The sequence below is a fragment of the Pseudoxanthomonas suwonensis J47 genome (genome assembly GCF_000513955.1).
GTDB classification, from domain to species: domain Bacteria; phylum Pseudomonadota; class Gammaproteobacteria; order Xanthomonadales; family Xanthomonadaceae; genus Pseudoxanthomonas; species Pseudoxanthomonas suwonensis_C.
Window position 1 is genome coordinate 152,944 of sequence record NZ_KI911331.1, and the last position, 20,617, is coordinate 173,560.

The window sequence follows — 20,617 nt, forward strand, 5'->3', positions numbered from 1 at the left end:
GCGCCGCGTGGACAAGCCGGCGTGCGCACGCGACCGGACGCGCCCGCGACGCATGCCACAATCGCGGCGATGACGACTTCCGCCGCTTCCCCCTCTCCTGCCGCTGCCACTGATCGTGACGCACTGCGCGAACGCATCGGCGCGCGCGCCCTGGCCACGCTGCGCGGCGCCTCGCCGCGGCACGCGGCCCTGCTCGAGGACGCAGGCCTGTGCGAGCGGGTGCAGCGGGTGGCGCTGGCCAGCGACTTCGCGATCGAAACCCTGCGCCGGCAGCCGGCCCTGCTCGAACACTTGGCCGCCGCCGATCCGGCGCCGTTGCCGGCGCCGGTGCTGGATCCGGAACAGCCGACGGCCTGGCCGACGCAGCTGCGCCTGTACCGCACGGCCTGTTCGACCCGGCTGGTGTGGCGCGACGTGCTCGGCCTCGACGACGTCGAGGCCACGCTGGCCGGCAGCACGCGCCTGGCCGAGGAGTGCCTGCAGCTGGGCCTGGACGCGGTGGAGCGCGAATTCGCCGGGCGCCATGGCGTGGTCCGCAGCCCCGACGGCGCGGTGCAGCGGCTGGTCGTGTTCGGGCTGGGCAAGCTCGGCGGCGGCGAGCTGAACTTCTCCTCCGACGTCGACCTGGTCTACGCCTACCCGCAGGACGGCGAATCCGACGGCCGTCGCGCGCTGGCCGCGGAAGACTACTTCGCACGGCTGGGCCAGCGCCTGGCCAAGCTGCTGGACGAGACCACCGCCGACGGTTTCTGCCACCGCGTCGACCTGCGCCTGCGCCCGTTCGGCAGTGCCGGCCGGGTGGCCTGGTCGTTCGCGGCGATGGACGGCTACTTCCAGCGCGAAGGCCGCGACTGGGAACGCTACGCCTGGCTCAAGGCGCGCACCGTCGCCGGCGACATCGCCGCCGGCGAGGCCTGGCTGGAGACGCTGCGTCCGTTCGTCTACCGCCGCTACCTTGACTACACCGCGCTGGACGGCCTGCGCACGATGAAGGCGGCGATCGTCGCGGAGATGCAGCGCCGCGACATGGCCGAAGACCTCAAGCGCGGCCCCGGCGGGATCCGCGAGATCGAATTCCTGGTGCAGTCGCTGCAGCTGATCCGCGGCGGCCGCGAGCCGGAGCTGCGCGGGCGCAGCCTGCTGCCGGCGCTGCAGGCGCTGGTGGCTGGCGGCCAGATCGCCCCGGACCACGGTGCCATGCTGGCCGACGCCTACCGGTTCCTGCGCCGGCTGGAGAACCGCGTGCAGATGCTGCGCGACGCCCAGACCCACGCGCTGCCGGAGTCGGCGGAGGACCGCGAACGCCTTGCCCTGGCGCTGGACCGCGACAGCTGGGAAGCGCTGCACGCCGAACTGGCGCAGTGGCGGACGCAGGTATCGGCCGAGTTCGAGGCGCTGCTGGTGCCGCGCCGCGGCACCGCCGCGCCCGACGCGCTGGAAAGCTACTGGCGCGCGCTGCCCGACGGGGCCGGCGCCGACACCCTGGCTGCCGCCGGTTTCGCCGATGCCGAAGGCGCCGACGCGGCGCTGCGCGACTTCGCCCGCAGCGGCGGCGTGCGCGCACTGTCCGATGCCGCCCGCGCGCGCCTGGACCGGGTGGTGCCGGCGCTGCTGGGCGCGGCGGCCGGTTCGGCGCAACCCGAAGCCGCGTTGCGGCGCCTGCTTGGGGTGCTGCAGGCGATCCTGCGCCGCGCCAGCTACCTGGCCCTGCTCGACGAACAGCCCAGCGCGCTGGCGCGTCTGGTCGACGTGCTGGCGCGCAGCGCGCTGCTGGCCGAGCGCATCGCCAACTACCCGCTGCTGCTGGACGAACTGCTCGACGCGCGCGTGGCCGGGCCGATGCCCGACGCCGACGCGATGCACGCCGCCTGCGCCGCCGCCGCGCAGGACGAGGATCCCGAAGTCGCGCTGCGCTCGCTCAACGAGGTGCGCCAGGCGTTGAGCTTCCGCATCGCCCTGGCCACGCTGGACCGTCGCCAGCCGGCCGAGGACTGCGCGCGCCGGCTGGCGGCGCTGGCCGACGCGGTGGTCGTGCAGGTGCTGCGCATGGCCGAGTCCGAGGTGCGGGCCGCGCACGGCGAGCTGCCGGGCGGACGCTTCGCGGTGATCGGCTATGGCAGCCTCGGCGGTCGCGAGCTGGGCTTCGGGTCGGACCTGGACCTGGTATTCCTCTACGACGCCGATCCGACCGCAGTCTCCACCGGCGCGCGCGCGCTGGAAGCCTCGCGCTGGTACACGCGCTTGGCGCAGAAGGTCGTTGCTTTGCTCGGCGCGGTAACCAGCGCAGGGCGCCTGTACGAAACCGACATGCGCCTGCGCCCGGACGGCGGCAAGAGCCTGCTGGTGTCCTCGCTGGCCAGCTACTCCGAATACCAGCAGCAGCGTGCCTGGACCTGGGAACACCAGGCGCTGGTGCGGGCGCGCCCGGTCGCCGGCGAGGCTTCGCTGCTGGTCGACTTCGAACAGGTGCGTGCGCAGACCCTCGGCCGCGCCCGCGATGTCGCCGCACTGGCCGCCGATGTCGGGCAGATGCGGCAGCGCATGCGCGCCGAGCTGGACCGCAGCGATGCGGGGCGCTTCGACCTCAAGCAGGGCGCCGGTGGCCTGGTCGACCTGGAATTCCTGTTGCAGTTCGGCGTGCTCGCCCGTTCGGCGCAGGTGCCGGCGTTGCTGGAGCCGCGCGACAGCCCCGGCCTGCTGCAGGCGCTGGGCGACTGCGGCTGGCTTGAAGCAGGGGAGATGGAGGCGCTGCACCAGGCCCACCAGGTGCTGCTCGAAGCCGGCCTGGCCTGCACCCTCGACCGCCGTCCGCGCCTGACCGCCGAAACCGACGCGATCGCCGGAGCGCGCGCCGCGATCACCCGGGCGGTGGCGGCGCACGGGCTGGCGTTCGATCCGCCCGCGGCGTAGCGCAGCGCGGCGCGTACGCGTCGCCCAGCGCCGGTGCAAGCGGCTACAGCGACAGCCGCTCGCGCACGATTGCGGCCACCCGCGCGGTCTCGCGCAGCGGCACCGCCGGGAACGGCGTGGCGGCGGCGTTGAACGGACGCACCCGGCCGCGCTCCAGCAGCGAGCGCAGGAACACGCCGATCCGTCCGTCCGCGCAGCCGGCCTCCAGCACGTGCACCGGCGCGCGGGTCGCGCAGGCCTCGGACACCATGTTCACCGAGTCGGGCGTGCACACCAGTTCGTCGGCGCAGGCGAGCATGCCGGGGTAGGGATTGGCGCCGCTGCCGTCCCACAGCAGGCCGGGCAGGCCGCGCAGGCCGTTGCGCAGCGCGTCCATCGCGGCGGCCGGCGTGCGCCGCGACACCGTGGCCAGCAGGCTGCCGCCTTCGGCGGACACGCGCTGGCGCAGCGCATCGAGCAGGTCCGGCAGCGCTTCGACCTTCCATGGCGCGTGGCGGGTCGGGCCGCCGACGAGCAGGACGATGCGTGGCCGCTGCAGCCGCTGCAGCGCCGGATAGCGTGCCGCCGCGGTGGCCAGCCAGTCTTCGTCGACGGGGTTGAGGCTGCCGAGCACGGACACTACATTTTCGCCGCGCAGGCCGTCGTGCCCGGGTGCGACGACGACGTCCCAGTGGCGGGTGTCGATGCGCGGGTCGAGGATCTGGACCACGCGCGCGCCGCGTCCCCGCAGCAACCGCGTCGCCAGCGCGCCCTGGCGGCCGCAGCCGATCGCCAGTGCGGGCGGGTGCGCCAGGTCCGCGGCGAAGTCCGGGCCGAACGCATGCGTCGCGCCCGGCAGCAGCCGTGGCGCCACCCAGCGCCACGGCGCCTGCGGGAACAGCGCCGGCGCATGCGGAGCGGCGGAGTGCAGCGCGCGCGCGAGCGCTTCGGCCTGGCGCAGGTTGCCGGCGTTGCCGTCGGTCAACACCCAGGTGCCGCCATCCGTCGCGGGTCGTTGCGAAAACGACATTGATTCGTTCCGTACTGATCTGGCGCCGACTGCTGCTGCAACAGCCTACACTGTGGCAAGCCTTGGGGAGGGCCAACGATGGCCCGAAGCCTGCCCGCAGAAACTGATAGAAGGACCACCATGCCGCACCCGCTGAACGACGCCGCCCTCGACCAGCTGTTCCGTACCGCCCGTACCTACAACGCCTTTTCCGGCGAAGTCAGCGACCAGACCCTGCGGCAGCTCTATGACCTGGTGAAGTTCGGTCCCACCCAGGCCAATACCACCCCGGCCCGTTTCGTCTTCGTGAAGTCGCCCGAAGCCAAGGCCAAGCTCGGCCCGGCGCTGGCCGAAGGCAACTACGCCAAGACCATGGCCGCGCCGGTGACCGTGATCATTGGCCGCGACGAATCCTTCCACGAGAAGCTGCCCTACCTGTTCCCGCACACCGACGCCAAGGCCTGGTTCGACGGCCCGCGCGAGAACCGCTACACGCCGTCGCTGCGCAACTCCTCGCTGCAGGCCGGCTACCTGATCCTGGCCGCGCGCGCGCTGGGCCTGGACGCCGGCCCGATGACCGGCTTCGACGCCGCCAAGGTCGACGAAGCGTTCTTCGCCGGCACCAGCATCAAGTCCGACATCCTGGTGAACCTGGGCAAGGGCGATCCGGCCAGCATCTTCCCGCGTTCGCCGCGGCTGTCGTTCGACGAGGCCGCGCGCATCGAATGACGCGTCGTTAGCGTCGATCGCCGCACCATCCACCGCGTTCCAACCTCAACGACACTCCCAGAAAGGAGCCCACATGCGCATCCGCCTGCTTTCCGCCGCCGCACTGCTGTCCCTGGCCGTCGCCCCGGCGTTCGCCGAGCCGGTCACCTACAAGCTCGACCCGAGCCACACCAACGTGCTGGCGCAGTGGAGCCACTTCGGCTATTCGCATCCGTTCGCGCATTTCGGCGATGTCGAGGGCACCCTCGTCTACGACGCCGACAACGTGGCCGGCTCCAGCGTCGAGGTGACCCTGCCGCTGTCGGGCCTCAACGGCTTCAGCGAGAAGTTCAACGAGCACCTGCGCAGCGCCGACTTCTTCGACGCCGCGAAGTACCCGACCGCCACCTTCAAGAGCACCAAGGTCGACGACCTCGGCGGCAACAAGCTGAGGGTCGCCGGCGACCTGACCATCAAGGGCATCACCAAGCCGGTGGTGCTGCGAGTGGTCCTCAACAAGGCCGAGGAGCACCCGATGAGCAAGGCCCCGGCGATCGGCTTCGACGCGACGGCGAAGATCAAGCGCTCCGACTTCGGCGTCGGCGCCTACGCCCCGAACGTCAGCGACGAGGTCACCGTGCGCATCACCACCGAAGCCGTGGCGCCGAAGACCAGGTAATTCCCCCCCCTGCGCGGCGGTCGTCCCCTCCCCCCGGAACTGCCGCGCCCGCCGGCCCGTGGACCACGGGCCGGCATTTTTTTGCCCGCCGGCGCCCTGGCGGGCGGCGGGCCGCGGGCCCCGCTGCTAGAATCGGCACCTGTTTCCGCTCCATCCCCGCATGCCATGACCAGCACCGCCAACGCGCCCGCCAACGCCGAGAAGCGCTACACCGTGCACCGCAGCGACCTGCCGCTGAGCTGCCCGACCCCGGAAATGGCGCTGTGGAACTCGCACCCGCGGGTCTACCTGCCGGTGCAGGACGAGCCCGACCACCAGGCCCAGTGCCCCTACTGCGGCGCGGTCTACCAGCTGGTCGACTGACCTCCCGCCCGGCCGCGGACCGGCCCGCCGATGCGCCGCCTGACCGTGGTCCAGCTGCTGCCGGCGCTCGGGTCCGGCGGCGTCGAACGTTCAACCCTGGAAATCGCCGCGGCCCTGGTGGCTGACGGCCACCGCGCGATCGTGGTCTCGGCCGGCGGCCGCCTGGTGCCGGCGCTGCTGGACAGCGGCGCCGAACACGTGGAGCTGGATATCGGCCGCAAGTCGCCGGCGGTGCTGCGCCACGTGCCCGCGCTGCGCGCGCTGTTCCGCCACGAGCGCGCCGACATCGTCCACGCCCGTTCGCGCCTGCCGGCCTGGCTGGGGCGGATGGCGCTGGGCAGCCTGCCGGCCGGGCAGCGCCCGCGCTGGGTCACCACCGTGCACGGGCTCAATTCGCCCGGCCGCTACAGCGCGGTGATGGCCAGCGGCGAACGCGTGGTCTGCGTATCGCGGACCGTGCACGACCATGTGCGACGGCATTACCCGGCGGTGGATCCGGCGCGGCTGCGGGTGATCCCGCGCGGTATCGACCCGGCGCAGTTCCCGCGCCGGCCCTATCCGGACGAGGCCGCACGCGCGCAGGTGGCGCAGGAACATCCGGCGCTGGCCGGCATCGGCCCGCTGCTGCTGCTGCCCGGGCGCGGCACCCGTCTCAAGGGCCATGCCGACGCCCTGCAGCTGCTGGCCACGCTGCGCGCCGGACCCTTCCCCGATGCGCGGCTGTGGCTGCCCGGCGCGCGCGAGGCCGGCCGCGACGCCTATATCGAGGAACTGCTCGCGCAGGCGGCGGCCCTGGGCATCGCCGACGTCGTGGCCTTCACCGCGCCGACCGCGCGGATCGCCGAGGCCTACGCGGCCAGCGACCTGGTGCTGCAGCTGTCGCGCAAGCCCGAAGCCTTCGGGCGCACCGTGGTCGAGGCGCTGGCGGTGGGACGGCCGGTGCTGGGCTGGGCGCATGGCGGCGTCGGCGAACTGCTGGAACGCCTGCAGCCGGGCGGCGCGGTCGCGCCTTTCGATACCGCCGCGCTGGCCACGGCCGCCGCCTCACTGCTGCGCACGCCGCCGGCGATGCCGGAGGCGATCCCGTTCACGCTGCAGGCGATGCAGCGGCAGACCCTGGACCTGTATGCCGAACTGGCCGGCTGAGCACGAAGCGGCCCGCGCCCGCGCCTTCGCCTGGACGCCGGCCTGGGTGCTGGCCTTCGTCGCGCTGTGGCCCTGGCCGGGCCCGGCCGAAGGCGTGCTGGCGCTGGGCGCGCTGGCGGTGCTGGTGCAGCTGGCGCTGTGGGCCGGCAAGGGCCGTGCGCTGCCGCTGGACCGCGGCGCGTTCTGGCTGGCGGCCGGCGTGTTCGCGGCGTACTGGCTGCCGGAGCTGCTGTCGGCGCCCGATGCGCTGGATCGTGGCCGCGCGTGGAAGGAAGTCGTCGCCGACCTGCGTTACCTGCCGTTCCTGTGGGGCGTGGCGATCACCCTGCATTCGGCGCGCGGACGCGCCGTGGTGTCGACCGGGCTGGCGCTGCTGCTCGCCGCATGGACGCTGGACGCGCTGCTGCAGGCGCTGACCGGCACCAGTCCGCTGTTCTGGAGCCTCGACGCGCTGCGGCGGCTGGCGACCGGCGGCGGATCGTGCAGCGCCGCCGAAGCGCTGGCGGTGGACCGGCTCAGCGGCGTGTTCGGGCCGTGCAACCTCAAGCTGGGCCTGGTGCTCGCCAGCCTGTCGCCGTTCCTGCTGGACGCCGCGTGGCGGCGTGGCGCCCGCATCGGCTGGGGCGTGGCGGCCGTGGCCCTGGGCGTGGCGATCCTCCTGGGCGGCGCCCGTGCGGCATGGATCAGCTATGCGCTGGTGCTGGCCTTCACCGGCTGGCGGGTGCTTGGCGCACGCCGCCTGCTGGCCTTCGCCGCTGCCGGCGTGGTCGCGCTGGGCGCGCTGTACATCGCCTCGCCGCAGCTGCAGCAGCGCGTGGCGCGCACCGCGCTGGCGTTCGAGGCGGCGGGCGAGGGCGTCGACGGCGCGCTCTCCGGCCGCGCGCGCATCTGGCAGGGCGCGGCCTGCATGGTCGCGGCGCATCCGCTCAACGGCGTCGGCGTGCGCGGGTTCCGCGAGGCCTGGTCGCAGTGCGATCCGGCGCCCGCACAAGCGCCTGCCTGGGGTGGAGGCGAGGCCTTCCACGCCCACCAGCTGGTGCTGGAAGTGCTCAGCGAGACCGGCGCCCTCGGCCTGCTGCTGTGGCTCGCCGGCGCCTGGCTGGTATGGCGCAGCTGGCGCACGGCCACGGCCGCCGTGCGCGAACGCGCGCATCCCGCGCTGCTGGCGCTGGCGGTGACCGCGTTCCCGCTCAACACCCACCTGGCGTTCTATTCGACCTTCTGGGGCGGCCTGGCGATGCTGCTGTGCGGGCTGTACATCGGTGCGCTGAAAGGGCGCGAGGCGTGAGCCCCTCTCCCGAGGAGAGAGGAGAGAGGGGAGAGGGGAGAGGGGAAGCTACGACCTCGATGCGCCCGAACACGCGGTCGTGCGCGGGTATCACCAGCAGGTCGCCGGCTGATGCGGTGAGGAGGGCGCCTTGACGTTGAAGCCCCCTGAGGAGGGTGAAGACGCGCCTCAGCGCGACCCCGGCAGCGTCGCGTCGCGGTCGTAGTAGTTGCTGCGGCCCTGCGGCTGGCGCTTGAAGCGGCGGTGGATCCACAGGTACTGCGCCGGCGCCTCGCGCACCATCGCCTCGATCGCCGCGTTGACCTTCGCGGTATCGGCGACCACGTCCTCGCCCGGGAAGTCCGGCAGCGGCGGCGCTACCCGCAGGATGTAGCGGCCGCCCTCGCGGCGGTGGAAGAACGGCACCACCGCGCAGCCGGTCAGGCGCGCCAGCTGGTGCGTCGCGGTGATCGTCGAGGCCGGCATGCCGAAGAACGGCGCGAACACCGTGTCCTTGCCGCGCATGTCCTGGTCCGGCGCGTACCAGAGGAAGCCGCCCTTCTTCAGGTGCCGCACCGCGCCGCGGATGTCGCCGTTGCCGAACATCGCCGTCGCGTAGCGCAGTCGCCCGCGCTTGACCGCCCACTCCATCACCGGGTTGCGATGGCGACGGTACATCCCGGCCAGCGGCACCTGGCCGCACATCAACCGGCCGCACATCTCCAGGGTCATGAAGTGGCCGGAGACCAGCAGCACCCCGCGGCCCTGTTCCTGCAGCGCGCGCAGGTGCTCCATGCCCTCGATCGTGGCCTGCGAACGCATCGGCTCGTCCTTGCCCCACCACGCGCGGGCGAACTCGAACAGGCCGATGCCCAGCGCGTCGAAGCTGTCGACCAGCAGGCGCCGGCGCCAGGCTTCCGGCTCGTCCGGGAAGCACAGCGCCAGGTTCACGTCGGCCGCGCGCCGGCGGGTCCGCGCCAGGCGCAGCGCCAGCCAGCCCACGCCGCGGCCGATCGCCCGCTGCCACAGCCATGGCAGGCGCGCGGCCGCCACCGCCAGGCCCAGCCCCAGCCACGAGAGCCACAGGCGGGGCGTGAAGGGCGGGCGCGGGGGTACCTGGTCGGGTGCGGTCATGCGGGAATTCTAAGCCCTGCACGCGATCGCCGCGTCCGCCTCGGCTATGCTGCGCCGATGCCGAACGAAGCGATACGGAAGGAACCGGGCGAAGGCTACGTGCGCGCGCTGTATTCGTTCGCGCTGTACCTGCTGTCGCCGTTCACGCTCTACCACCTGATCGCCCGCGGGTTCCGCGTGCGCGAATATTTCCGGCGCTGGGACGAGCGCTATGCCGCCTACGGCACCGAGCCGGGCACCCCCTGCGTGTGGCTGCACGCGGTCTCGGTGGGCGAGGTCAACGCCGCCGCGCCGCTGGTGAACGTGCTGCTCAAGGAGCGGCCGGACATCCGCTGGGTCATCACCACCATCACCCCGACCGGCTCGGAGCGCGTGCGCGCGCTGTGGGGCGAGCGCGTCGACCACGTCTACCTGCCGTACGACCTGCCGGGCAGCGCCGCGCGTTTCCTGCAGCACTTCCGCCCCAGCCTGGCCCTGATCATGGAAACCGAGCTGTGGCCGAACATGCTGTTCGGCTGCCGCGACCTGCGCATCCCGGTGTACATCCTCAACGCGCGCCTGTCGGCGCGCTCGCTGCGCGGCTACCGCCTGCTGCGGCCGCTGATCGGACGTGCGCTGCGCACGGTCAAGTGCGTGGCCGCGCAGTCGCTGGCCGACGGCCGCCGCTTCATGAAGCTCGGCGCGCTGCCCGAACAGGTCCGCATCCTGGGCAACCTCAAGTACGACATCACCGTGCCGGAAGGCCTCGACGCCTTCCGCAGGGAGTTCTCCGCCGCGCTCGGCACGCCGCGTCCGGTATGGCTGGCGGCCAGTACCCACGAGGGCGAGGAGGCCGACGTCATCGAGCTGCACCGACGCCTGCGCGCGCGCTGGCCGGAGCTGCTGCTGGTGTGGGCGCCGCGCCATCCGGAGCGCTTCGCGCGGGCGCGGGCGCTGGCCGCCGAGGCCGGCTGGGCCGTGGGTTCGCGCTGCCAGCACCGCTGGCCGCGGCCGGCCGAGGACGTGTTCGTGGTCGACACGCTGGGCGAGCTGATGATGTTCTATGGCTGTGCCGACGTGGCCTTCGTCGGCGGCAGCCTGCAGGCGATCGGCGGCCACAACCTGCTGGAGCCGGCCGCGGTGGGCACGCCGGCGGTGACCGGGCCGCACCTGCACAACTTCGCCGAGATCTCCGCGCGGATGAAGGAAGCCGGCGCGCTGCGCGTGGGCGCCGACGTCGACGGCGTGGCCGCGGAACTGGAAGCGCTGCTCGCCGATCCCGCCGCGCGCGCGGCGATGGCCGCCGCCGGCACCGCGCTGATCGACCAGGGCCGCGGCGCGCTCGCGCGCACCCTGGCGATGCTCGGCGAGGACCTGCCGGCGCCGGTGGCCGCGCTGCAGGGCACCACCGCGACGGCCTGAGCCCCGCGCGAGATCCGGAAAAGGAAAGGGCCGCCCGGAGGCGGCCCTTTCCACATGCGAGGTGCGGCGGCGCTTACTGCTGGTTCGCCGGACGCGACAGCTGCGCCTCGGCGTCGGCGGTCAGCAGCGCGTTGATCTGGCGCAGCTGGTCCACGTCGAGCTCGCCGGTGGCCTGGGCCAGCAGCAGGCGGTTGAGCAGGAAGTTGTAGCGCGAACGCGCGTACTCGACGTGCGCCTGGAACAGGGTGCGCTGGTTCTGGACCACGTCCAGCACGGTGCGGGTACCGACTTCCAGGCCGACCTGCGAGGCGTCGAACGCGCTCTGCGCCGAGACCACCGCCAGGCGACGGGCCTCGACCTCGCTCACGCCGGCGACGAGCGCCTGGTAGAGGTTGCGGGTGTTGCGGTCCAGGGCGCGGCGCTGCTGCTCGTACTGGTCCTGGGCGATGTCGCGCTGGGCGATCGCCTGGCGCACGCGCGACTGGGTCGCGCCGCCGGAGAACAGCGGCACGCTCAGGGTCAGGCCGATGCTGCTGCCGGTGGTGTCGCCGCGCTGCGTACCGGTGCCGGTGGTATCGCCCCAGGCCGCATCCTTGCCCCAGCCGCTGCTCAGCGACAGGGTCGGGTAGTGGCCGGCGCGCGCGGTCTGCACGCTGTGCTCGGCGGCCTCGGCCTGCAGGCTGGCGGCGCGTAGCGACGGGTTGTTCTGGATCGCCGCGGCGACCCATTCGTCGGCGCTGGCGCGCAGCGCCGGCAGTTCCGGACGGAAGTCGGCCGGCAGCGCGCGCAGCTGGTTCACCGGCTGGCCGGTCAGCTCGGCCAGGGCCTGGTAGGCGTCTTCCAGCGCGTTGCGGGCGAGGATGGTGTTGGCGCGGGCCTCGTCGTACTGGGCGCGGGCCTCGTGCACGTCGGTGATCGGCGCCAGGCCGACCTCCAGGCGCTTGTCGGCATAGTCGAACTGGCGCTTGCCGGCGGCCTCGTTGGTCTCGGCGGCGGCCAGCGACTCGATCGCCACCAGCACGTCGAAGTAGGCGGCGGCGGTGCGCACCATCAAGTCGTCGTTGGCCGCGTCCAGGGTCTGGTCGGCGGCCGCGCTCAGCGAGCGCTGCGCGCGCAGGCTGGAGAACTGGCCCCAGTTGAACAGGGTCTGGGTGGCGGACAGGCCGTAGCTGCGCGAGCTGCTGGTGCGCGAACCCGGGACGCCCTCGACCTCGGTGCGGCTGCGCTTGTAGGAGGCGTCGCCGGACAGCTGCGGCAGCAGCGCGGCGCGGGCCTGGACCTGGCCTTCCTTGGTGTAGAGCGAGTTGGACTCGGCGATCGCCAGCGTCGGGTCGCCATTGCGGGCCATCTCGTAGGTCTGCAGCAGGTCGGCGGCCTGCGCGCTACCCGCGGCGAACGCGGCGGCCAAAGCCAGGACGAGGGAACGGCGGATCATCAGCGGCTTCCTTTCTTGGTGGGCGCCTCCCGGTCAATCGGGAGGCGTCGAGGGGGAAAATCAGTGCCGACCGCGCCGTGCGGCTGCGGTCAGAACAGGAACTGCGGGACCGGCTCGGCGCCGTGCAGGTACTCCAGCTCGGTCTCGAACAACGATTCGGTGGCCGCGGCGTTGACACCTTCGCCCTTGACCACGCGCACGGCTTCCATCACCGGCGCCTGGCCGCGGACCACGAACAGGCGGCCACCCGGGCGCAGCCACGCCAGGAAACGCTCCGGGATCCCGGTGACCGCGCCGGTCACGCAGACCGCGTCGAAGCGGCGCTCGCCGGGGTCGTACGCGAACGCGTCGGCGGTTTCGATGCGGACGTTGACGCCCAGGCCGGTCGCGTCCAGGCGCGCGCGCGCGGCGGCGGCCAGTTCCGGTACCAGTTCCAGGCTGATCACCTCGCGGGCCAGTGCGCCCAGGCAGGCGCTGGCGTAGCCGCTGCCGGTGCCGATCTCGAGCACGCTGTCGCCGGGCTTCAGCTGCAGGGCCTGCAGCATGCGGCCTTCGACCACCGGCTTCATCATCTTCGCGCCGTGGCCGAGCGGGAGCTCGAGGTCGGCGTAGGCGAGGGCACGGTGCGACTCGGGCACGAACGCCTCGCGCGGCAGGCGCCCGATCACGTCCAGCACGGCGAAGTCCAGCACCTCCCAGGGGCGGACCTGCTGCTCGACCATCAGTTCGCGGGCACGGGCGTAATCGATCGTCATGGGGATTCATCCAACGCGGGGAGCCGGCATTCTACCGGGCCCGGCCGCGGCTTGCCGGAAAGGATGCGGGGGCGGGCGCCCATGGCTCAGTGCCGGAAGTCACCGCGACCTCCGTCCCGCGGCCGTGGCGGCCCGGCTCAGGCGCCATACGCCCGCAGGAAGAACTCGACGGTGGCGTCGATGTGCCGATCGACCTCGTCCGGGCCGGGGGCCTCGCACAGTCCGCAGGCCATCAGCGGGTGCAGCTCGCCCTTGAGCAGGGAGAAGAACTGCGAGGCGGCCAGCGGCACGTCGTCGATGCGCAGCCGGCCCTCGTCGACGTGGGCCTGCAGGAACACCGCGAACACCTCCTGCACCCGGCGCGGGCCGGCGTTCCAGAACAGCTGGCGCAGCGAGTGCTCGGCGGTCCCGGGGGTGTTCATCATGCGGTGGATGCTGATCGCCTCCTCGCTGGTGATCAGCGAGAAGAAGGCGTGGCCGATGGTGCGCAGCTGCTCGCGCAGCGGCCCGGCCGGCGGGCTGACGAACAGGTCGTCCGGCAGCACCTCGCGGCACTTGGCGGCGATGGCCTCGGAGAACAGCGTCTCCTTGTCGCCGAAGTGGCTGTAGACGGTCAGCTTCGAAACCCCGGCCTCGCCGGCGATCTGGTCCATGCTCACGCCCTGGTAGCCCTGTTCGAGGAACAGACGCTTGGCGGCATCCAGGATCGACGCGCGCTTGCCCAGGTCCTTCGGCCGGCCGGGGCCGGGGGACTGCGCGGGAGCGGCAGCGGCGGGGTTCTTGAGGCTCATGCGGCAATACTAGACTACGAAGTTTTCTATTTATACCATACCGGCTGGTTCAATTATTGAACGCAGGCGGCGACGATGAAGAAGGGACTCCGCTGGGCCGGTCTGCCGGTCCTCGCATTCGCGACCGTGCTGGCCGCCGGCTGCGGCCGCGGCGAGCAGGCCACCGAGGCGCCGCGCCCGGTATGGGTGGTGCAGCCGCAGGCCGCCGGAGGCGGCGCGCTCGCCTTCGCCGGCGAGGTCCATGCGCGCGAGGAGAGCCCGCTGTCGTTCCGCATCGGCGGCAAGCTGGTGCGGCGGCTGGTTGATGCCGGCGCGCGGGTGGAGCAGGGCCAGGTGCTGGCCGAACTCGACCCGGCCGACCAGGACCTGCAGGCCCGCGCCGCGCAGGCGCAGCTGGCCGCCGCCGAGGCCGAGGCCACCCGCGCCAAAGCGGACCTGGACCGCTACGCGAAGCTGGTCGAGCAGCAGCTGGTCAGCCGCTCGGCCTACGAGGCGCAGAAGACCGCCTACGAGGCCGCGGCCGGCCAGGCCCGCGCCGCCCGCGCGCAATACGAAGTGAGCCGGAACCAGGCCGGCTACGCCGAGCTGCGCGCGCCGCGTGCCGGCGTGATCGCCTCGCGCCAGGCCGAGGCCGGGCAGGTGGTCGGCGCCGGGCAGACCATCTTCGTGCTTGCGGCCGACGGCGGCCGCGAGGTCGCCATCGACCTGCCGGAAGACCGCATCCGCGAGTTCAAGGTCGGCGACGCGGCCAGGGTCGAGCTGTGGAACACGCCGGGCCGGCAGCTGCCGGGCCGGATCCGCGAGATCGCCGCGGCCGCCGATCCGCAGACCCGCAGCTTCGCCGCACGCGTGGCGCTGGACGACTTCGCCCAGGGCGAGGTCGAGCTGGGCCAGAGCGCGCGCGTGTACCTGGCGCAGGCCGCGGCGGGCGGTGGCCTGCAGGTGCCACTGTCGGCGCTGCAGCGCGGCGACAAGGGCGAGGCCGCGGTGTGGGTGGTGCGCGAGGGCCGCGCCGTGCGCGTGCCGGTGGAGGCCGGCCGCTTCGGCAGCGAGACCGTGCCGGTGGCAGGCAAGGACCTGCAGGCGGGCGACTGGATCGTCGCCGCCGGCGGACACCTGCTGCGCGAGGGCGAACCGGTGGCGCCGGTGGACCGCGACAACCGCCCGGTGGCCGCGGCGGCCGCGCGCGCGAAGGTGGACTGAGCCATGCGCCGCTTCAACGTCTCGGCCTGGGCGCTGCACAACCGCGGGCTGGTCCTCTATTTCATGATCGCCCTGGCGGTGATCGGCTCCTGGTCGTACCTGCGGCTGGGCCAGAGCGAGGACCCGCCGTTCACCTTCAAGGCGATGGTGGTGCGCACGCTGTGGCCGGGCGCCACCGCCGAGGAGGTGTCGAAGCAGGTCACCGAGCGCATCGAGAAGGCGGTGATGAACACCGGCAAGTACGAGTTCGTGCGCAGCTATTCGCGCCCGGGCGAGTCGCAGGTGATCTTCATGGCGCGCGACTCGATGAAGTCGAAGGACATCCCGGACCTGTGGTACCAGGTGCGCAAGAAGGTCGGCGACATCCGCGCGACCCTGCCGGAGGGCGTGGTCGGGCCGTTCTTCAACGACGAGTTCGGCGACACCTTCGGGAATATCTACGCGCTGACCGGGCCGGGCTTCGACTACGCCATCCTCAAGGACTACGCCGACCGCATCCAGCTGGAACTGCAGCGGGTGCCGGACGTGGGCAAGGTCGAGCTGGTCGGCCTGCAGGACGAGAAGGTCTGGATCGAGATCGACAACACCCGCCTGGCCACCCTGGGCATCCCGCTGCAGCAGGTGCAGCAGGCGCTGGAGGGGCAGAACGCGGTGGTGCCGGCCGGCTTCTTCGAGACGCCGTCCGAACGCGTGCAGCTGCGCGTGGACGGGCCGTTCCGCAGCGTCGAGGAAATCCGCGCGTTCCCGATCCGCGCCGGCGGCCGCACCATCCGCCTGGGCGACGTGGCCACGGTGAGCCGCGGTTTCTCCGACCCGGCCGCGCCGCGCATGCGCTTCATGGGCCAGGACGCGATCGGCATCGCCGTGGCGATGAAGGACGGCGGCCATATCCTGCGCCTGGGCGAGGAACTGGAGGCGCGCTTCGCCAAACTGCAGGAGACCCTGCCGGCGGGCATGGAACTGCGCAAGGTCTCCGACCAGCCGGAAGCGGTGCGCGAATCGGTCGGCGAGTTCGTGCGCGTGCTCGCCGAGGCGGTGACCATCGTCCTGCTGGTCAGCTTCTTCTCGCTGGGCTTCCGCACCGGCCTGGTGGTGGCGGTGTCGATCCCGCTGGTGCTGGCGATGACCTTCGCGGTCATGTACTACTTCGGCATCGGCCTGCACAAGATCTCGCTGGGCGCGCTGGTGCTGGCGCTGGGCCTGCTGGTCGACGACGCGATCATCGCGGTGGAGATGATGGCCATCAAGATGGAGCAGGGCTTCGACCGCCTGCGCGCGGCCAGCTTCGCCTGGGAGTCCACCGCCTTCCCGATGCTCACCGGCACCCTGATCACCGCCGCCGGCTTCCTGCCGATCGCCACCGCCGCCTCGAGCACCGGCGAGTACACCCGCTCGCTGTTCCAGGTGGTGACCATCGCCCTGCTGGTGTCGTGGATCGCAGCGGTGCTGTTCATCCCGTGGCTGGGCGACCGCATGCTGCCGGACCTGGCGCATCCGCAGCCGCCGAAGCCCGGCAGTTTCGCCGCGCGCCGGCGCGCCTTCCGCGAGCGCCTGGCCGACCGCTGGCCGCAGTACGCCTTCGTCCTGGCGCCGGCGCCGCTGGACGCGCACCACCATGACCCGTACCAGCGCCCGTTCTACGTGCGCTTCCGCCGCCTGCTCGACGCCTGCCTGCGCCGGCGCTGGCTGGTGATCGCGATCACCGTCGGCCTGTTCGTGCTGTCGCTGGTGATGTTCCGCTTCGTGCCGCAGCAGTTCTTCCCGGATTCGACCCGGCCGGAGCTGATGGTCGACCTGGAGCTGGCCGAAGGCGTCTCCCTGCGCGCCACCGAGGCCCAGGCGAAGAAGCTGGAAGGCCTGCTGCAGGAGCGCGAGGACATCCGCAACTACGTGGCCTATGTCGGCACCGGTTCGCCGCGCTTCTACCTGCCGCTGGACCAGCAGCTGCCGGCGACCAACTTCTCCCAGTTCGTGGTGCTGGCGAAGGACCTCGAGGCGCGCGAACGCGTGCGGGCGTGGCTGCTCGACGAGGTCGCGCCGCAGTTCCCGGAACTGCAGTTGCGCGTGACCCGCCTGGAGAACGGCCCCCCGGTGGGCTACCCGGTGCAGTTCCGCGTCTCCGGCGAGCACATCGAGCAGGTTCGCGCGATCGCCCGCCAGGTCGCGGAAAAGGTGCGCGCCAACCCGCACACCACCAACGTCAACCTCGACTGGGACGAGCCGAGCAAGGTCGTGCGCCTGGAGGTCGACCAGGACCGCGCCCGCGCGCTGGGCGTCAGCAGCGCGCAACTGGCGCAGTTCCTGTCGGCGCAGCTGTCCGGCTACACCGCCAGCACCTACCGCGAGGGCAACGAGCTGGTCGGGATCATGCTGCGCGGCGGCGCCGGCGACCGCGAGCAGCTGGAACTGCTCGGCAGCCTGGCGGTGCCGACCGGCGACGGCGGCAGCGTGCCGCTGTCTCAGGTCGCGCGCCTGCGCCAGGTGTTCGAGGACGGCATCATCTGGCACCGCGACCGCCTGCCGACGATCACCATCCGCGCCGACATCCGCGACGAGCTGCTGCCGGCGGCGGTGACCGCGCAGATCGACCCGACCCTCGACGGGCTCCGCGCGGGCCTGCCGCAGGGCTACCTGCTGCAGGTCGGCGGTTCGGTCGAGGATTCGGCGCGCGGCCAGAACTCGATCAAGGCCGGCCTGCCGCTGTTCCTGGTCGTGGTGACCACCCTGCTGATGCTGCAGCTGCGCAGCTTCTCGCGCACGGTGATGGTGCTGGTGACCGCGCCGCTGGGCCTGATCGGCGCCACCTGGTTCCTGCTGATCTTCCGCATGCCGTTCGGCTTCGTCGCCATGCTCGGCACCATCGCCCTGGCCGGCATGGTGATGCGCAACTCGGTGATCCTGGTCGACCAGATCGAGCAGGACATCGCCGCCGGCCACGACCGCTGGCACGCCATCGTCGACGCCACGGTGCGCCGCTTCCGCCCGATCGTGCTGACCGCGCTGACCGCGGTGCTGGCGATGATTCCGCTGTCGCGCAGCGCCTTCTACGGCTCGATGGCGGTGGCGATCATGGGCGGCCTGGTGGTGGCCACCGCGCTGACCCTGCTGTTCCTGCCGGCGCTGTATGCGGCGTGGTTCCGGGTGAAGCCGGAAGAGGCAACAGCCTGACGGGCGGGACGGTGTAGCCGAAGCAGTGCCGCTGCTTCGGCTATGCCCGGGCACCCCGATGAAGCCGCTCTCCCCTCGGGAGAGGGAAACCCGGGTGCGCTTCGCTCACCCGTCGGCCAGCGCCGTCGTCCCCGCGAATCACCAGTCACGAATCCCGAATCACGAATCCCGAATCACGAAACCCCGCGCAACAGCGCCACGAATGCCTGCGCCGCCCGCGACAGCGTGCGGCCGCCGTGCACGACGTAGCCCAGCTGGCGCTGCAGCTTCACCCCGTGCACCGGCAGCACCTGCACCTGCGCGTCGAGCATCGTCTCCGGCAGCGCGCCCCAGGCCAGGCCGACGCTGACCATCATCTTGATGGTCTCCATGTAGTTGGTGGTCATCCGCAGCTGCAGCGACAGGCCGCGGCGGGTGAAGGTCTCGGCGACGATGCGGTGGGTGAAGGTGCCGGCGTCCGGCAGCACCGCCGGATGCGCGGCGATGTCGGCCAGGCTCACCTTCGCCAGTCGCGCCAGCGGATGGTCCGGGGCCACCGCGAAGCGCAACGGGTCGTCCCACACCGTGGTCGCCTGCAGTGGCGGCTCGGTCGGGCCCAGCGTGGTCACCGCCAGTTCCACATCCCCGTGCAGCACCTGCGCGTAAGCCTGCTCCGAGTCGAGGAAGCGGATGTCCAGCGCCACCTGCGGATGCAGCGCGGCGAAGCGGCGCAGCAGCGCCGGCAGGCGATGCAGGCCGATGTGGTGGCTGGTGGCCAGGCTCAGGCGGCCGCCGATGTGCTGGCCGAGGTCGTGCAGCGCCCGCCGCGCCGCCTCGGCTTCGGCCAGCATCTGCCGTGCCCGCGGCAGCAGCAGTCGCCCGGCCTCGGTCAGCACCACCTGGCGGCCGAGCCGGTCGAACAGCCGCGCCTGCAGCGAGTCCTCCAGCTGGGCGATGCGCTTGCTCACCGCCGGCTGGGTCAGGTGCAGCTGCTCGGCGGCCGCGGAGAAGCCGCCGTGCTCGGCGACGGCGACGAATGCGTTCAGTCCGGCCCAGTCCATCGCGCGGCTCCATGGATTCCTGCTGGGAATCCAGTGGATGAAAAATATGCATTTGAGTTATCGATGGCAAGCCGGCACGATGGCCTTCCAGCCGGCGGCGCCGCACCGCGCGCACCGCCACGCCAGAACCGATCCGAGGCAGCAGATGGCCGGCAAGACCCTGTACGACAAGCTGTGGGAGATGCACGAGGTGAGCCGTCGCGACGACGGCTCCTCGCTGATCTACATCGACCGCCACATCCTCCACGAAGTCACCTCGCCGCAGGCCTTCGAGGGCTTGCGCCTGGCCGGCCGCAGGCCGTGGCGGGTGGACGCCAACATCGCCACCCCCGACCACAACGTGCCGACCACCAAGGCCGAGCGCGCCGGCGGCCTGGCCGCGATCGTCGACGAGGTCTCGCGCCTGCAGGTGCAGACCCTGGACGAGAACTGCGACGACTTCGGCATCCTCGAGTTCAAGATGGACGACGCCCGCCAGGGCATCGTCCACGTGGTCGGCCCGGAACAGGGGGCGACCCTGCCGGGCATGACCGTGGTCTGCGGCGACTCGCACACCTCCACGCATGGCGCCTTCGGTGCGCTGGCCCACGGCATCGGCACCTCCGAGGTCGAGCACGTGCTGGCCACGCAGTGCCTCATCGCCAAGAAGATGAAGAACATGCAGGTGCGCGTGGAGGGCAGGCTGCCGTTCGGCGTCACCGCCAAGGACATCGTGCTTGCGGTGATCGGGAAGATCGGTACCGCCGGCGGCACCGGCCACGCGCTGGAGTTCGCCGGCAGCGCGATCCGCGACCTGTCGATCGAAGGCCGCATGACCATCTGCAACATGGCCATCGAGGCCGGCGCGCGCGTGGGCATGGTCGCCGTCGACGAGAAGACCATCGAATACGTGAAGGGTCGCCCGTTCGCGCCGAAGGGTGAGCAGTGGGACGCGGCGGTGGCGCTGTGGCGCACCCTGGTGTCCGACCCTGACGCGCACTTCGACACCGTGGTCGAGCTGCGCGCCGAAGACATCAGGCCGCAGGTCAGCTGGGGCACATCGCCGGAGATGGTGCTGGCGGTGGACCAGCAGGTGCCGGATCCGGAGCGCGAGGCCGATCCGGTGCGCAGGGATTCGATCGAGCGCGCGCTGAAGTACATGGGCCTGCAGCCGAACCAGCCGATCACCTCGATCCGCCTGGACCGGGTGTTCATCGGCTCGTGCACCAACTCGCGCATCGAGGACCTGCGCGCGGCCGCCGCGGTGGCGCGCGGGCGCAAGGTCGCGCCGACGGTGAAGCAGGCGCTGGTGGTGCCGGGCTCGGGCCTGGTCAAGGCGCAGGCCGAGGCCGAGGGCCTGGACAAGGTGTTCGTCGAGGCCGGCTTCGAATGGCGCGAGCCGGGCTGCTCGATGTGCCTGGCGATGAACCCGGACCGGCTGGGCCCGGGCGAGCACTGCGCCTCCACTTCCAACCGCAACTTCGAAGGGCGCCAGGGCGCCGGTGGCCGCACCCACCTGGTGAGCCCGGCGATGGCCGCCGCCGCCGCGGTGGCCGGCCACTTCGTGGATGTCAGGGAGCTTGACGCGCTCGCCCCGTGAGCCGTCGCGACGGGTCGTTGCTTCCAGCCAATCCCGAATCCCCAATCCCG

General features: G+C 72.2%; 16 protein-coding genes. 10 read left to right on the plus strand and 6 right to left on the minus strand.

All coding sequences use genetic code 11. The features are described 5' to 3' along the window. Positions 1-69: 69 nt before the first annotated feature. Positions 70-2,910: a bifunctional [glutamate--ammonia ligase]-adenylyl-L-tyrosine phosphorylase/[glutamate--ammonia-ligase] adenylyltransferase gene (gene glnE, locus M503_RS0114115; protein ID WP_081721068.1), complete on the plus strand. Its 2,841-nt coding sequence runs from the start codon at positions 70-72 to the stop codon at positions 2,908-2,910. A 43-nt stretch (positions 2,911-2,953) separates the two neighbouring features. Here glnE and M503_RS0114120 read toward each other — a convergent pair whose 3' ends face one another. Next, on the minus strand, positions 2,954-3,919 hold the full coding sequence (locus M503_RS0114120) for a mitochondrial fission ELM1 family protein (RefSeq protein ID WP_028918719.1): 966 nt from the start codon (positions 3,917-3,919) through the stop codon (positions 2,954-2,956). 120 nt (positions 3,920-4,039) lie between these two features. Between M503_RS0114120 and M503_RS0114125 the strand changes: the two genes are divergently transcribed. From M503_RS0114125 to M503_RS0114145, 5 genes are all read left to right on the plus strand, one after another. Continuing rightward, positions 4,040-4,627, plus strand: coding sequence for a malonic semialdehyde reductase (locus M503_RS0114125; protein WP_028918718.1), 588 nt, complete (start codon positions 4,040-4,042; stop codon positions 4,625-4,627). 73 nt (positions 4,628-4,700) lie between these two features. Next, entirely contained in the window at positions 4,701-5,285 is a 585-nt protein-coding gene (locus M503_RS0114130) for a YceI family protein (RefSeq protein ID WP_028918717.1), read from the plus strand. Between the two features lie 165 nt (positions 5,286-5,450). Continuing rightward, entirely contained in the window at positions 5,451-5,648 is a 198-nt protein-coding gene (locus M503_RS0114135; protein ID WP_024867615.1) for a zinc-finger domain-containing protein, read from the plus strand. A gap of 30 nt (positions 5,649-5,678) precedes the next feature. Next, complete coding sequence (locus M503_RS0114140) at positions 5,679-6,794, plus strand: glycosyltransferase (protein WP_028918716.1); 1,116 nt, start codon at positions 5,679-5,681, stop codon at positions 6,792-6,794. Next, complete coding sequence (locus M503_RS0114145; protein WP_028918715.1) at positions 6,775-8,082, plus strand: O-antigen ligase family protein; 1,308 nt, start codon at positions 6,775-6,777, stop codon at positions 8,080-8,082. The genes M503_RS0114140 and M503_RS0114145 overlap by 20 nt, the downstream gene beginning before the upstream one ends. Positions 8,083-8,250: 168 nt before the next feature. On the opposite strand, the gene M503_RS0114150 is transcribed toward M503_RS0114145, so the two are convergent. Further along, a complete protein-coding gene (locus M503_RS0114150; protein ID WP_028918714.1) occupies positions 8,251-9,195 on the minus strand; it encodes an LpxL/LpxP family Kdo(2)-lipid IV(A) lauroyl/palmitoleoyl acyltransferase in 945 nt (314 codons plus the stop codon). Between the two features lie 72 nt (positions 9,196-9,267). Here M503_RS0114150 and waaA point away from each other — a divergent pair, with 72 nt between their 5' ends. Beyond that, on the plus strand, positions 9,268-10,596 hold the full coding sequence (gene waaA, locus M503_RS0114155) for a lipid IV(A) 3-deoxy-D-manno-octulosonic acid transferase (protein ID WP_028918713.1): 1,329 nt from the start codon (positions 9,268-9,270) through the stop codon (positions 10,594-10,596). A gap of 73 nt (positions 10,597-10,669) precedes the next feature. On the opposite strand, the gene M503_RS0114160 is transcribed toward waaA, so the two are convergent. From M503_RS0114160 to M503_RS0114170, 3 genes are all read right to left on the minus strand, one after another. Beyond that, on the minus strand, positions 10,670-12,031 hold the full coding sequence (locus M503_RS0114160; protein ID WP_028918712.1) for a TolC family outer membrane protein: 1,362 nt from the start codon (positions 12,029-12,031) through the stop codon (positions 10,670-10,672). 89 nt (positions 12,032-12,120) lie between these two features. Beyond that, positions 12,121-12,786 carry a protein-L-isoaspartate O-methyltransferase family protein gene (locus tag M503_RS0114165; RefSeq protein WP_024867621.1) on the minus strand — a complete coding sequence of 222 codons (666 nt, stop codon included), beginning with the start codon at positions 12,784-12,786 and terminating at the stop codon, positions 12,121-12,123. A 137-nt stretch (positions 12,787-12,923) separates the two neighbouring features. Further along, a complete protein-coding gene (locus M503_RS0114170) occupies positions 12,924-13,577 on the minus strand; it encodes a TetR/AcrR family transcriptional regulator (protein ID WP_028918711.1) in 654 nt (217 codons plus the stop codon). Positions 13,578-13,652: 75 nt separating this feature from the next. Between M503_RS0114170 and M503_RS0114175 the strand changes: the two genes are divergently transcribed. Both M503_RS0114175 and M503_RS0114180 read left to right on the plus strand, forming a co-directional pair. Next, a complete protein-coding gene (locus M503_RS0114175) occupies positions 13,653-14,780 on the plus strand; it encodes an efflux RND transporter periplasmic adaptor subunit (protein ID WP_028918710.1) in 1,128 nt (375 codons plus the stop codon). 3 nt (positions 14,781-14,783) lie between these two features. Continuing rightward, the gene (locus tag M503_RS0114180) at positions 14,784-17,948 is read left to right on the plus strand and encodes an efflux RND transporter permease subunit (RefSeq protein WP_028918709.1); all 3,165 of its coding nucleotides are present in this window, start codon (positions 14,784-14,786) and stop codon (positions 17,946-17,948) included. A gap of 173 nt (positions 17,949-18,121) precedes the next feature. Here the strand turns inward: M503_RS0114180 and M503_RS0114185 are convergent, their stop codons facing one another. Continuing rightward, positions 18,122-18,988, minus strand: coding sequence for a LysR family transcriptional regulator (locus tag M503_RS0114185; RefSeq protein WP_028918708.1), 867 nt, complete (start codon positions 18,986-18,988; stop codon positions 18,122-18,124). Positions 18,989-19,133: 145 nt separating this feature from the next. Between M503_RS0114185 and leuC the strand changes: the two genes are divergently transcribed. Next, positions 19,134-20,567 (plus strand): 3-isopropylmalate dehydratase large subunit, encoded by a 1,434-nt coding sequence (gene leuC, locus M503_RS0114190; RefSeq protein ID WP_028918707.1) that lies wholly within the window; start codon positions 19,134-19,136, stop codon positions 20,565-20,567. Positions 20,568-20,617: the final 50 nt, after the last annotated feature.

Coding starts and splice junctions, on each gene's coding strand:
- glnE (WP_081721068.1), top strand. CDS start 70: ATGACGACTTCCGCCGCTTCCCCCTCTCCTGCCGCTGCCACTGATCGT.
- M503_RS0114120 (WP_028918719.1), bottom strand. CDS start 3,919: ATGTCGTTTTCGCAACGACCCGCGACGGATGGCGGCACCTGGGTGTTG.
- M503_RS0114125 (WP_028918718.1), top strand. CDS start 4,040: ATGCCGCACCCGCTGAACGACGCCGCCCTCGACCAGCTGTTCCGTACC.
- M503_RS0114130 (WP_028918717.1), top strand. CDS start 4,701: ATGCGCATCCGCCTGCTTTCCGCCGCCGCACTGCTGTCCCTGGCCGTC.
- M503_RS0114135 (WP_024867615.1), top strand. CDS start 5,451: ATGACCAGCACCGCCAACGCGCCCGCCAACGCCGAGAAGCGCTACACC.
- M503_RS0114140 (WP_028918716.1), top strand. CDS start 5,679: ATGCGCCGCCTGACCGTGGTCCAGCTGCTGCCGGCGCTCGGGTCCGGC.
- M503_RS0114145 (WP_028918715.1), top strand. CDS start 6,775: ATGCCGAACTGGCCGGCTGAGCACGAAGCGGCCCGCGCCCGCGCCTTC.
- M503_RS0114150 (WP_028918714.1), bottom strand. CDS start 9,195: ATGACCGCACCCGACCAGGTACCCCCGCGCCCGCCCTTCACGCCCCGC.
- M503_RS0114160 (WP_028918712.1), bottom strand. CDS start 12,031: ATGATCCGCCGTTCCCTCGTCCTGGCTTTGGCCGCCGCGTTCGCCGCG.
- M503_RS0114165 (WP_024867621.1), bottom strand. CDS start 12,786: ATGACGATCGATTACGCCCGTGCCCGCGAACTGATGGTCGAGCAGCAG.
- M503_RS0114170 (WP_028918711.1), bottom strand. CDS start 13,577: ATGAGCCTCAAGAACCCCGCCGCTGCCGCTCCCGCGCAGTCCCCCGGC.
- M503_RS0114175 (WP_028918710.1), top strand. CDS start 13,653: ATGAAGAAGGGACTCCGCTGGGCCGGTCTGCCGGTCCTCGCATTCGCG.
- M503_RS0114180 (WP_028918709.1), top strand. CDS start 14,784: ATGCGCCGCTTCAACGTCTCGGCCTGGGCGCTGCACAACCGCGGGCTG.
- M503_RS0114185 (WP_028918708.1), bottom strand. CDS start 18,988: ATGGACTGGGCCGGACTGAACGCATTCGTCGCCGTCGCCGAGCACGGC.
- leuC (WP_028918707.1), top strand. CDS start 19,134: ATGGCCGGCAAGACCCTGTACGACAAGCTGTGGGAGATGCACGAGGTG.